This is a genomic window from Devosia sp. FKR38 (assembly GCF_005222805.1).
Lineage (GTDB): Bacteria > Pseudomonadota > Alphaproteobacteria > Rhizobiales > Devosiaceae > Devosia.
Window position 1 is genome coordinate 2,397,069 of record NZ_STGC01000005.1, and the last position, 12,901, is coordinate 2,409,969.

12 protein-coding genes are annotated in these 12,901 nt (G+C 62.9%); all 12 read right to left on the bottom strand.

Annotated elements, in window-relative coordinates; genetic code table 11:
• Positions 1-58: 58 nt before the first annotated feature.
• Entirely contained in the window at positions 59-1,336 is a 1,278-nt protein-coding gene (odhB, locus tag E8M79_RS16600) for a 2-oxoglutarate dehydrogenase complex dihydrolipoyllysine-residue succinyltransferase (protein ID WP_137152960.1), read from the bottom strand.
• Positions 1,337-1,348: 12 nt separating this feature from the next.
• Complete coding sequence (locus E8M79_RS16605; protein WP_137152961.1) at positions 1,349-4,351, bottom strand: 2-oxoglutarate dehydrogenase E1 component; 3,003 nt, start codon at positions 4,349-4,351, stop codon at positions 1,349-1,351.
• 233 nt (positions 4,352-4,584) lie between these two features.
• On the bottom strand, positions 4,585-5,490 hold the full coding sequence (sucD, locus tag E8M79_RS16610; RefSeq protein WP_137152962.1) for a succinate--CoA ligase subunit alpha: 906 nt from the start codon (positions 5,488-5,490) through the stop codon (positions 4,585-4,587).
• Between the two features lie 40 nt (positions 5,491-5,530).
• On the bottom strand, positions 5,531-5,995 hold the full coding sequence (locus E8M79_RS16615; protein ID WP_137152963.1) for a hypothetical protein: 465 nt from the start codon (positions 5,993-5,995) through the stop codon (positions 5,531-5,533).
• Positions 5,992-6,519 carry a hypothetical protein gene (locus tag E8M79_RS16620; RefSeq protein WP_137152964.1) on the bottom strand — a complete coding sequence of 176 codons (528 nt, stop codon included), beginning with the start codon at positions 6,517-6,519 and terminating at the stop codon, positions 5,992-5,994. The genes E8M79_RS16615 and E8M79_RS16620 overlap by 4 nt, the downstream gene beginning before the upstream one ends.
• 4 nt (positions 6,520-6,523) lie before the next feature.
• Positions 6,524-7,717, bottom strand: coding sequence for an ADP-forming succinate--CoA ligase subunit beta (gene sucC, locus E8M79_RS16625; RefSeq protein ID WP_137152965.1), 1,194 nt, complete (start codon positions 7,715-7,717; stop codon positions 6,524-6,526).
• Positions 7,718-7,886: 169 nt separating this feature from the next.
• Positions 7,887-8,849, bottom strand: coding sequence for a malate dehydrogenase (mdh, locus tag E8M79_RS16630; RefSeq protein WP_137152966.1), 963 nt, complete (start codon positions 8,847-8,849; stop codon positions 7,887-7,889).
• A gap of 141 nt (positions 8,850-8,990) precedes the next feature.
• Positions 8,991-9,593: a hypothetical protein gene (locus tag E8M79_RS16635; RefSeq protein ID WP_137152967.1), complete on the bottom strand. Its 603-nt coding sequence runs from the start codon at positions 9,591-9,593 to the stop codon at positions 8,991-8,993.
• A 191-nt stretch (positions 9,594-9,784) separates the two neighbouring features.
• On the bottom strand, positions 9,785-10,462 hold the full coding sequence (locus E8M79_RS16640) for a hypothetical protein (protein ID WP_137152968.1): 678 nt from the start codon (positions 10,460-10,462) through the stop codon (positions 9,785-9,787).
• On the bottom strand, positions 10,463-11,608 hold the full coding sequence (gene zapE, locus E8M79_RS16645) for a cell division protein ZapE (protein ID WP_137152969.1): 1,146 nt from the start codon (positions 11,606-11,608) through the stop codon (positions 10,463-10,465). It lies immediately after the preceding gene.
• A 152-nt stretch (positions 11,609-11,760) separates the two neighbouring features.
• Positions 11,761-12,363, bottom strand: coding sequence for an AprI/Inh family metalloprotease inhibitor (locus E8M79_RS16650; RefSeq protein ID WP_137152970.1), 603 nt, complete (start codon positions 12,361-12,363; stop codon positions 11,761-11,763).
• 120 nt (positions 12,364-12,483) lie between these two features.
• Positions 12,484-12,717, bottom strand: coding sequence for a hypothetical protein (locus tag E8M79_RS16655; protein WP_137152971.1), 234 nt, complete (start codon positions 12,715-12,717; stop codon positions 12,484-12,486).
• Between the last annotated feature and the right edge of the window lie 184 nt (positions 12,718-12,901).

Consider the following 12,901-nt stretch of genomic DNA (forward strand, 5'->3'; position numbering starts at 1 on the left):
CCTCCAAACTGAAAGGGCCGGGGCATGGCCCCGGCCCTTGAATACTAACTTCTAAATCCTAAAGGTCGAGCACGAGCCGCTCGGGCGCCTCAAGGCTCTCCTTGACGCGCACAAGGAACGTCACCGCTTCCTTGCCGTCCACGATGCGGTGGTCATAGCTGAGCGCCAGATACATCATCGGGCGGATCAAGATCTGCCCGCCCACGACCACAGGACGCTCCTGGATCTTGTGCATGCCCAGAATGCCCGACTGCGGCGCATTCAGGATCGGCGTCGACATCAGTGAGCCATAGACGCCACCATTGGATATGGTGAAGGTGCCGCCCTGCATGTCGGCCATCGACAGCTGACCGTCACGCGCCTTCTTGCCCAGCACGTTGATCGACTTCTCGATCTCGGCAATGCTCATCTGGTCGGCGTCGCGCACCACCGGAACCACCAGGCCCTTGTCGGTGCCCACAGCCACGCCGATGTGAGCATAGCTCTTGTAGACCAGGTCATCGCCGTCGATCTCGGCATTGACTGCCGGGATTTCCTTGAGCGCATGCACCACGGCCTTGGTGAAGAAGCCCATGAAGCCCAGCTTGACGCCATGCTTCTTCTCGAACAGCTCCTTGTAGGAATTGCGCAGGTCCATCACCGGCTTCATATCCACCTCGTTGAAGGTGGTGAGCATGGCGGCAGTGTTCTGTGCATCCTTGAGGCGACGGGCAATGGTCTGGCGCAGGCGGGTCATCTTGACCCGTTCTTCGCGCGCGCCTTCCTCGGCCGACACCGGCGCACGCGGCGCGGCAGCAACCTTGGGGGCCTCGACCGGCTTGGCGGCCGGCGCGGCAACGGCAGAGACCGGTGCGGCGGCAGCCGGCTTGCTCATGGCCGACAGAATGTCTTCCTTGAGCACCTGGCCGCGCTTGCCCGAACCCTCGACATCGGCCGTGTTGATGCCGTTTTCGGTGGCCAGCTTCTGCGCGGAGGGCGCCGGTGCCATGCTGGTCGGCGCGGCAGCGGTTTCCGGCTTGATCGGTTCGGGACCAGCCGCGTTAGCGGCGGGCACAGCGGCCTTGGCCGGCTCAGCAGCCGGCTTGGCCACGGCGGCACCGGCCGCTGCGATGGCGCCCAGGAGGGCCCCAACGTCAACGGTCTCGCCGGGCTGCGCGGCAATGGCCTCCAGCACGCCAGCCGCCGGGGCCGGCACTTCGATGGTTACCTTGTCGGTTTCCAGTTCGACGATCGGCTCATCGGCGGAAACGGTGTCCCCGACCTTCTTGAACCACTGGCCGATAGTAGCCTCGGTCACGCTCTCGCCAAGGGTGGGGACGCGGATTTCAGTCGACATTGTTCTGTCCTTTTATTGCGCGAACGCTTCGTCGAGGAAGGCTTGCAGCTGGGCAAGATGCGTCCGCATCAGGCCCGTTGCCGTGGATGCGGAAGCCGGGCGGCCGGTGTAGCGCACGCGCTGACCGGTACGGCCCATCTGGTCGAATACCCACTCAACATAAGGCTGAATGAAGGCCCAGGCACCCATGTTCTTGGGTTCTTCCTGGCACCAGATCACTTCGGCATTCTTGAAGCGGTTCAGTTCGTCCAGCAGCGCCTTGGCCGGGAACGGGTACAGCTGTTCGATGCGCAGCAGATAGACATCGTTGATGCCCTTCTTTTCGCGCTCTTCCAGCAGGTCGTAATAGACCTTGCCCGTGCACAGCACCACGCGGCGGATCTGCTCGTCGGCGACCAGCTTGGTGGTGGTCTTGGGCATGCCGGGAGCTTCTGCGTCGTCCCACAGCAGGCGGTGGAAGCAGGAGTCCGGACCCATTTCGACCAGGCCCGAGGTGGCACGCTTATGGCGCAGCAGGCTCTTGGGCGTCATCAGGATCAGCGGCTTGCGGAAGTCGCGGGTCACCTGGCGGCGCAGGGCGTGGAAATAGTTCGCCGGCGTCGTGCAGTTGGCAACCTGCATATTGTCTTCCGCGCACAGCTGCAGGAAGCGCTCCGGACGCGCCGAGGAATGCTCGGGGCCCTGGCCTTCATAGCCATGCGGCAGCAGCATCACCAGGCCCGACATGCGGAACCACTTGCGTTCGCCCGAGCTGATGAACTGGTCGATCACCACCTGGGCGCCGTTCACGAAGTCACCGAACTGCGCTTCCCAGATGGTCAGCGCCTTGGGCTCGGCCAGCGAGTAGCCATATTCAAAGCCCAGCACCGCCTCTTCGGAGAGCATCGAGTTGATGACCTCATAGCGGCTCTGGTCTTCGGAGAGGTTGTTCAGCGGCGTGTAGGTCTTGTTATCGACCTCCTGATCATTGAGCACCGAATGGCGCTGGCTGAACGTGCCGCGTTCGCAGTCCTGACCCGACAGGCGCACCGGATGCCCCTCGGTCACCAGCGTGCCGAAGGCCAGCGCCTCGGCCGTGGCCCAGTCGATGCCCTCGCCAGATTCGATCGCCGCCAGGCGATTGTCCATGAAGCGCTTGACCGTCTTGTGGACGTTGAAGCCCTCGGGAATGCGCGTCAGCGCCGTGCCGATCTTGCTCAGCCGATCGACGGCCACGCCGGTTTCACCGCGACGCGGACCTTCCTGGTCGGCGGGGCGGAAATCCTTCCAGGCGCCATCGAGCCAGTCGGCCTTGTTGGGGCGATAGTCCTGCCCGGCCTCGAACTCGGCTTCCAGCTTGGCGCGCCAGTCGGCCTTGAGCTTGTCGATCTCGGCGGCAGTCAGCAGCCCTTCGGCCACCAGCTTTTCCGAATAGATCTCGAGCGTGGTCTTGTGCGCGCGGATCTTGGAGTACATCAGCGGCTGGGTGAAGCTGGGCTCGTCGCCTTCGTTGTGACCGAAGCGGCGATAGCAGAACATGTCGATCACGACAGGCTTGCCGAACTTCTGGCGATATTCCACCGCCACCTTGGCCGCGAACACCACAGCTTCCGGATCGTCGCCGTTCACATGCAGCACCGGCGCCTCGATCATCTTGGCGACGTCGGTGGGATAGGGAGACGAGCGCGAATACATCGGGCTCGTGGTAAAGCCGATCTGGTTGTTGATCACGAAGTGGATCGAACCGCCCGTGCGATGGCCCTTCAGGCCCGACAAGCCCAGGCATTCGGCGATCACGCCCTGCCCGGCAAAAGCCGCATCGCCATGGATCAGCAGCGGCAGCACCATGGAGCGGTCAGGCTTGCCCTCGGTGGCAATATTGACCAGTCGGCCGTCGGGGGAAATATGCTGGTCCTGCTTGGCGCGGGACTTGCCCAGCACCACCGGGTCCACGATTTCCAGATGGCTCGGATTGGCTGTCAGCGACAGATGCACCTTGTTGCCGTCAAAGTCGCGATCTGAGGACGCACCCAGATGGTACTTCACGTCGCCCGAACCCTCGACGTCGTCGGGATAGAAGGCGCCGCCCTTGAACTCATGGAACAGCGCGCGGTGCGGCTTGCCCAGCACCTGGGTCAAAACGTTGAGGCGCCCGCGGTGGGCCATGCCCAGCACGATATCCTTGATACCCAGCGCGCCGCCGCGCTTGATGATCTGCTCGAGCGCCGGGATGGTCGCCTCGGCGCCGTCCAGGCCAAAGCGCTTGGTGCCGGTGTACTTGACGTCGATGAACTTCTCGAAGCCCTCGGACTCCACCAGCTTGTTCAGGATCGCCTTCTTGCCTTCGGCGGTGAAGGTGATTTCCTTGTGCGGGCCCTCGATGCGCTCCTGGATCCAGGCCTTGGCCTCGGGATCGGAAATGTGCATGAACTCAATGCCCACCGTGCCGCAATAGGTGCGCTGCAGGATCGCCAGCATTTCCGGGATCGTGGCGTATTCCAGCCCCAGATAGTTGTCGATGAAGATCTTGCGGCTGTAGTCGGCCTCGGTGAAGCCATAGCTGCGCGGATCGAGCTCCGGCGCCGGCTCGTCGGCCTTCATCTTGAGCGGATCGAGATCGGCATGCAGGTGGCCGCGCATGCGATAGGCGCGAATCATCATGATGGCGCGGATCGAATCGCGCGTGGCCTGCAGCACATCGGCGGCGCTGGCCGGGGCTGCGCCCGTGGCCTGGGCCGTCTTGGCCACGGCCTTTTCGGCCTTGATGGCGATCTCGCCCCAATTGCCGTCCAGCGCGCTGACCAGCTCGCCATTGGCGCTCTGCGGCCAATCCTTGCGGCCCCAGCTCGGGCCGTCGGCGTTCTTCTGGGCTACGCCCTCGCCGTCGTCGAGCTTGGAGAAGAAGCTCTTCCAGGTGTCATCCACGCTGGTCGGATCGTTCTTGTATCGGGAATACAGCTGCTCGATGTAGTCGGCGTTCCCTCCATAGAGGAAGGAAGTCAGCAAGAACTGGTCGTTCTTTTCCTGTCGTGTCATCGCTTTTATGTCGCGAGGCCCACGCCCCGCCATCCTTCTGAACAGACCGGGCAATTGCCGGTCATATGGGCGGTCACCAAATTTGCAGGATAGTGCCCGCTCTTCCTTTGCATCTTATTAAGACTTGCGGCGCCCCAGGAGGCGCCGCGGCTATTTCACACTCTACTGCCGCAAATCACAGCCGACTTATCACCGTTCTGTGTCCGAAGCGCGACCGCCTTTGGTCTAGGCTCTCAACCCTTGAGAACTTCGGCCAAAGTGCGACCGATCCGCGCCGGCGACTTCGACATGCGGATGCCCGCAGCCTCCATCGCGGCAATCTTGTCTTCCGCGCCGCCCTTACCGCCCGAAATTACGGCGCCAGCATGGCCCATGGTGCGACCCTTGGGGGCAGTGAGCCCGGCGATGAAGCCGGCCATCGGCTTGCGACGACCGCGCTTGGCTTCGTCGATCAGGAACTGGGCGGCATCTTCCTCGGCCGAACCGCCGATTTCGCCGATCATGATGATCGACTTGGTGGCTTCGTCGGCCAGGAACATTTCCAGCATATCGATGAATTCGGTGCCCTTGACCGGGTCGCCACCGATACCCACGGCCGTGGTCTGGCCAAGGCCTTCATTGGTGGTCTGGAACACAGCTTCATAGGTCAGCGTGCCCGAGCGGGAAACAATGCCCACCGAGCCCTTCGAGAAGATCGAGCCCGGCATGATGCCGATCTTGCACTCTTCTGGCGTCAGCACGCCTGGGCAGTTCGGCCCGATCAGGCGCGACTTGCTCTTTTCCAGCTTTGCCTTGACCCGCACCATGTCGAGCACCGGCACGCCTTCGGTGATGCACACGATCAGCGGGATTTCCGCGTCGATGGCTTCTTCGATGGCCGCTGCGGCGCCGGCCGGCGGCACATAGATCACCGAGGCATTGGCGCCGGTCTTGGCCTTGCCTTCAGCCACCGAGGTGAAGATCGGCAGTTCGGTGCCGTCCACGCCCGAGGACCAGGTCTCGCCGCCCTTCTTGGGATGGGTGCCGCCCACCATCTTGGTGCCGTAATAGGCCAGCGCCTGTTCGGTGTGGAACGTACCGGTCTTGCCGGTCAGGCCCTGCACGAGAACCTTGGTGTCTTTGTTGACGAGGATCGACATCTATTAGTCCTTTTTCCGATAGGCCATCGCTGGCCGGACCTCAGTCCACCGAGTGGCGAGGCAAACCTGCAGAATTGCTGTCTGATTTATTGTCGAAGGCCAAGTGCTTGATCGTTGCCCCCAGGATCAAGGAAAGCAACGATGCCGGCACTACGACGAGAATGAGAAAAAAGCCCAGACCCGCACCTGATGACTGATGGGCACCGGCCGAAATACGCTCGCTCACTCGGATGAACTCTACGACCCACAGGATGAATGGGGACACGTAGAATAGCCGCCAAAGCCATGGCCGCGCCGGAACTGTGGGGAACGAGTGTTCGACGTAAATGGCTGCAATCAGTAGCGAAACATAAACAACGGCATAGCTCAGCGGCAACCATCTCGCCACGGGAGCGTACCCGACGACCAGCACCGCTGTGGCTGTGACCAACGCCAAAGCGAATAGGAGTCGCCCGGGGGTCCCACGGTCAGGATTTTCTGAAGCCGAAGCTTTCAAACTGATCATTTCACACCCTCGGCCTTGGGGTGGTTGATCGACAGCTGCATCACGAAGCTGCCGCCGGCCCAGTGCGCCAGCAACTGGCGGGAAGGATCGTCCTTGCCCGTCAGGCTGGCATAGTGATTGTCGTCTTGAATGGTGGTGTCACCCACATAGCTGCCCAGGTCCAGGATCGACTGGAAGGCCGCCAGGCCATCCCCGCTCACATCGATCATGTCGACGCGGCAATAGCCGAAGGTGGTTTCGGGATAGGTCTCGTAGAGCGAGAACAGGTCCGCACGCCCCAGGTTGGGGAACTCCCGGCTGCCGCCAAAGGACTGTACATAGGGGCTCTCGGCATTCTGCACATAGGCGTCCCAGCCCAGGGCCGTGGCGGCCTCGACCGCCAGCACATCGCCGCCGGCGAACTTTTCGCACACATGCAGCGCAGCCACCGCCGGCGGCTCGCCCCCGCGCTTGACCTTGCCCTGCGCCACGACAGGCGTGACACAGGCGGTCAAAGCAACAATGAGGGCGAGGCCGGCGCGCATGCTGCTAGCCCTGCACCGCCTTGACGATCTTCTGGGCGGCGTCGTCCAGGTCATCGGCCGAGATCACATTGAGGCCCGATTCGTTCAGGATGGCCTTGCCTTCCTTCACATTGGTGCCTTCCAGGCGCACCACCAGTGGCACCTGCAGACCAACTTCCTTGACCGCGGCAATCACGCCCTCGGCGATCACGTCACAGCGCATGATGCCGCCAAAGATGTTGACCAGAATGCCCTTCACCGCCGGATCGGCCGTGATGATCTTGAACGCTGCCGTCACCTTCTCCTTGGAAGCGCCGCCACCGACGTCCAGGAAATTTGCCGGCTCGGCGCCATAGAGCTTGATGATGTCCATGGTGGACATCGCCAGGCCCGCGCCATTGACCATGCAGCCGATGTTGCCATCGAGCGCCACATAGGCCAGGTCGAACTTGGAGGCTTCGATTTCCTTGGCGTCTTCTTCGCTGAGGTCACGCAGGGCCTTGAGCTCTTCGTGGCGGAAGGCGGCGTTGTTATCAAAGCTCACCTTGGCGTCCAGCACGCGCAGGTGCCCGTCGGTCATCACGATCAGCGGATTGACCTCGAGCAGGCTCATGTCGGTTTCGACAAAGGCCTTGTAGAGAATGGGGAACAGCTTGGCCGCATCGGCCTTGGCATCGCCATCGAGCGCCAGAGCGGACACGATCTTGGCGACGTCAGCGTCAGTCACGCCGGCGGTCGGGTCGATATCGACGGTGATGATCTTTTCGGGCGTGTGCTCGGCCACGGCCTCGATGTCCATGCCGCCTTCGGTGGAGACCACGAAGGATACGCGGCCGCTCTCGCGGTTCACCAGCAGCGAGCAATAGAGCTCGCGCGCAATGTCAGCGCCGTCTTCGATATAGAGGCGATTGACCTGCTTGCCGGCGTCGCCGGTCTGCTTGGTCACCAGGGTATTGCCCAGCATTTCCTTGGAGAAGGCCACCACATCGGCAATGGTCTTGGCCAGGCGCACGCCGCCCTTGGCGTCGGGGCCCAGTTCCTTGAACTTGCCCTTGCCGCGCCCACCGGCGTGGATCTGGCTCTTGACCACATAGAGCGGACCCGGGAGCGACTTCGCAGCAGCTTCGGCTTCGTCAGCCGAGAAGATCGCCACGCCAGCCGCAACCGGCGCGCCATACGACTTCAGCAGTTCTTTGGCCTGATGTTCGTGGATGTTCATTTAAAGTCCCCTTGGGTGGGTGTTCTGCTGCCGGAGGGCATCCGACGTTTCAGTCGTCCTTCCCTCCCCCTTGAGGGGAGGGATCGAGGGTGGGGGTGATTGGTGGATCGCTGATCGACCCCACCCCCACCCCTCCCCTCAAGGGGGAGGGGAGCCCTCGTTCATCGTATTACGCCAGCTTGGGCGCGATCTTCTTGCAGGCCTCGATCAGGCCATCCACCGCAGCGACCGACTTGTCGAAGGCCTTCTGCTCGGCAGAGTTGAGCGAGATTTCCACAATGCGCTCGGCGCCACCAGCGCCAATCACCACCGGCACGCCGACATAGGTGCCCTTGACGCCATACTGGCCGTCCAGATAGGCGGCCGCAGGCAGCACGCGCTTCTTGTCCTTGAGATAGCTCTCGGCCATGGCAATGGCCGACGTCGCCGGCGCATAGAAAGCCGAACCGGTCTTGAGCAGACCCACGATCTCGGCGCCGCCGTCGCGGGTGCGCTGGATGATGGCGTCGAGCTTTTCCTTGCTCATCCAGCCCATCTTGACGATGTCGGTCAGCGGAATGCCGGCAACGGTCGAATAGCGGGCCAGCGGCACCATGGTATCGCCATGGCCGCCCAGCACGAAGGCGTTGATGTCTTCCACCGACACCTTGAGCTCGTCGGCGATGAAATGCACGAAGCGCGAGCTGTCCAGCACGCCGGCCATGCCGATCACCTGATTGGTGGCCAGGCCGGAGAACTTCTGCAGCGCCCACACCATGGCGTCGAGCGGATTGGTGATGCAGATCACGAAGGCCTTGGGGCAATACTTGGCAATGCCCGCACCCACCTGCTCCATCACCTTGAGGTTGATTTCCAGCAGGTCGTCGCGGCTCATGCCCGGCTTGCGCGGCACGCCGGCGGTGACGATCACCACATCGGCGTCCTTGAGGTCTTCGTACTTGGACGTGCCGGTGATCGAGGCATTGTAGCCTTCCACCGGGGCCGACTGCGACAGGTCCAGGGCCTTGCCCTGCGGTACGCCGTCAACGATGTCGAACAACACGATGTCGCCGAGGTCCTTGAGAGCCGCCAGATGGGCGAGCGTGCCGCCAATCTGACCCGAGCCGATAAGAGCGATCTTTTTGCGCGCCATAAGTCGTCATCCCAGACTGCGTTGAATTGGCGCACGTCTTAACCCTGTCGGCCAAGAGGAGCAAGTGAACCCTTCGTCGTAAAAGCCGTTTCGCCCTTGCCGATGGGTGAAGGGGCCATGCTGATACGGCAACCAGCCGCCTTAGGGCCGCGGCAGGCTTGGCCGATCAAGGGTCAAACGGGTCAAGAAGTAGTCTATCTCAGCCCGGGACTGATCAGAATGCTTGTGAGAGTCGAGGCGGAACTCCCCCACAATATCGCCGAACGGCAGGGCCGCGGTGACCAACAGCCATTTGTCGTGGTCAGTCCCGGTCAGTTGCCACACCGGCACGACCCCGCTTCGGCCGCAGGCCGCATTGAGGATCGCGATGAAATTGGGCAGCGTGGCCAGCCACTCTAGCGTGTGGCCTTCGAACAAGACTGTGGTCGTACCCAGCCGGAACGGCGGCGCGGCGTCGCTCGCCCCATGCATGATCGCCGCGAGCATAGCCTCCCGGAAGACGCCGCCGCGCAGGCAAAGCGACTGCACGATACGCCCCTTGGCCAGCATGATTTCAAAACACGCGCCGGACGCAAGCTCGTAATCCCCAACGATCGCGGTGATCTCGATCGTCTCGGGCGCTATGCCCAGCGCGGACAGGGTGGCCTCAAGGCTCGACGTGCCGAGCACAACGCTGTCCGCGCCGTTGCCGCCGGCTTTGGTCACCTGCAACCACAGGTCAAAAACGCCTGCCAGATCGCTCATGCTGGCGCACCGGAGCCCGCATCGCTTCTCCCGAAGACGTGCGACAAAACATGGACCTCGGCCAGGAAGCAATCGATCTCGAGTTGGCTCTCAGTGCTGGCTTCAAGGGCCTCAGAGGAACGACTGAACAGCTCATCCCGGGCCCGACATCTGCCATTGCTGATGAGACAAGCGTGCATGCCGGATATCTATCAACTGATCAGTCGGCTCGCGGCAGCCTGCGTGTGGATGCCGATTGAATAGAGGCAATAGTCCACAACGAACCGGCTCTGAAATTCAGGCTTGATCGCCTTGAGCAGGAAGTCCGCGCTGAGATGGGCGTGGGGAAGGACCGTCTGAAGAGCGATCCATTTGTCCCGCTCGCGCGCTTTGAGGGTCCACGGAATGGACGGCGGAAACATGGGATCGCCGGCGCGGGGCGTCACGGAGTCGGTGGTGGTGATGAAATCGGGAAGCGTCGCGAAGGTCCTGATGTCCTTGCCGCCCAGATGGATCGGCAGCTTGCCGGCCGTAATCTGCGGATAGGGAAACGGCTCCTGACGCATGCCGCCCTCTTCGGCGATGGTCATCAGTCCCTCCTCGGTGCCGACCGCGCCTTGCACCTGCCAGGTCAGCTCATCGGCAGATAGGCCGTACCAGAAGCCTTGCCAGACCCCGTTGGCGTCAAACAGGAACGAGACCAGATCGGTCTCAAAGAGATGCCAGCCCGGCGATAGATCGCCCCGATCGATGAGGGATTTTCGCTTGATCTTGGTGATGTCGAGCACACTGTCCAGCGTGCTGCGCCCGAGCACCAAGGGGTGCCCGATCTCGTCAGGCGGCGTTGTCGCCTGCACCAGCAGGTCCAATGGCGGCACTGGCTTGGCCATTCAGCTCTCCGTGGTCGACGCCTCGCGCAAGCCCTTGGCAAGATAGTCCTCGGACTGCATTTCATCCAGCCGCGAAATGGTGCGCTGGAATTCGAACGCCGTCTTGTCATCCTTGCCCAATTGCTCGAGCGGCACCGCAAAACTGGCCCCCAGCTTGACCCCGCGATCATAGAGATTATCGATCAACAGGATGAAGCGCTTGGCAGCGTCCGACCGGGTCCGGTCCATCTGTGGCACATCGTCGATCACCAGGGCATCGAACACATGTGCGATCCGCACGAAGTCGCGCGAGCCCAACGGCTTCTCGCAGAGGTCGCTGAACCCAAAACGCGCCGCCCCCATGGCCACGAGCGGCACTGCTATGGAGCGACCGATGCTCTCGACCACGCCCGGCGCGCCCGGCTGACCGCCCGTGACCCGCAGCCACAGCCGGTCCATCTCGGCCCGCACCGCGGGGCCAGTGCCAAAGGCATAGACATGCTGGCCGGCAAATTTCAGCCGCCGATAGTCGCGATCGGCATCCAGGCTCGCCACAAGACACCGCTGCTTGAGCAACTCGATGAAGGGCAGGAACAACTGGCGGTTGAGGCCATCCTTATAGAGACCGTCCGGCGCGACATTGGAGGTGGCCACCAGCGTCACCCCTGCGGCAAACAGCTTGTCGAACAGCCGATAGAGCAGCATGGCATTGGTAATGTCATGCACGTGGAATTCATCCAGGCACAGCAGCCTGAGGCCGGACCGCACGATGGGTCGCACGACCGCCTCGACCGGATCGGCATCGCTGCCCTTGTCGCCCTTGCGAAACGCCGCCATGCCGGCATGCATCTCGTCCATGAACTCGTGAAAATGCACCCGCCGCTTCTGGGCGATCGGAACGGCGGCAAAGAACAGGTCCATCAGCATGGTCTTGCCGCGCCCCACCTCGCCATAAAGGTAGAGCCCCGGCACTGGCGCGCTCTTGCTGTCAAACAGCCGGCCAAGCAGGCCCTTGGGCCGGCTCGCCACCAGCCCGGCCAGCACGCCGTCCAGCAGGCCGGCCGCTTCAGCCTGCGCCGGATCAGCCACTAGCGCGCCCTGCGCCACCAACGCCTCATAGGCACTGCTGACCGGTCCGGAACTGGTGGAAGCTAGAGTCGCTGACATCGATGGAACCGAATTGCTCTCGGACGCGACCCGAGGGCCAATCGCTCTTCCAATGCGTTGGAAATTGCGCACCGGTCAAGCCCGGCGACGCCTTCGGCACACCCATGCCGGGCAGAGAAAAGCCGGCGCTGGGCGCCGGCTCCAATATGACCTTAGCGGGCCATCGAGATGGCCTGGCCACCGCTCATCGTGCCGATATAACGGCCGCTGCTGGGGGCGAGGAAAGCGGCGATATTGCCGTTCTCATCATAGAGCTGCAGCTGGCTGCCGACCTGCTGCCAGCCCGACACCGAGGCCAGCGCCGGAATGGTGCAGCCCGGCGACGAGGCGCGATAATACGACGTGCCGGTCTTGGCGGTCATGGGCAGGTTGAGGCGGCACTGCTGAGCACCGGCCACCACATTCCACACGCCTTCCGGCCCGCTCGACACTGCGCTGGGCTGGGCCAGCGGATCCAGCGACACCACGGAACCCAGCGCTGCGGTCTGCGTGGTCTGCCCGGCAATGGTCGGCGTGGCGGCCACGCCACCCAGCACCGGCTGGCCCGACAGGCCCGGCGCCGGGGTACCCGTTGCGCCGATGGCCGGCAGGGCACCCTGCTGCACCACCGAATTCTGCACCGGCTGCAGTTGCGCCGGAGCGCCGATCGTGTTCAGGCCCGCCGTGTTGGACTGCGTCGATGCGCAGCCCGCCATCAACAGGGCCACGCCCACGATCCCAACGGCCGACAACGATCCGCGCATCCAAATCGTCATGAGTTCGCTCCTGCCCTAAGGCTTAACCAATGTTAACAAGTTGATGGCTTATAGCCAAACCCTGTGAGCGGTACAACCGCCTGATAAGACCGTGACCCAGCCCATATCAATGTGGCGCTTTTAGGGGACTTCCCCCGTCATTTCCCGTAGCAGATCGGCCGCCAGCAGCCGTCCATCCGCCGCCTCGGCCTCCGGCACCTGCACGGGCACGCCCTCTGGCCCGAACAGATTAGGCAGCCCTGGCAGCCCGCCCTCGCCCTGTTCGAGCGGGTGGAAGCCATGCGCCCGCAACGCCGCCACCAGCACGCGCGCCGTGCTGGGATTGTCCACCGTGGCAATGATCTCATAGCTCATGGCACGCCCTCCGCTTTGGCCACGATCCTGACTGTGATTGCACCTCGGGGCAACCCGCCATGTCTGCTTGCCAAGCCGTCATCAAAATGATGCACTCCGCCGCAGGCCGTTTCACTGCATGGTGATTTGCCCGCACCCGCTGGCCGGCGCTTAAGCTGGACTGACATCCGACCTGCCCGGAGAA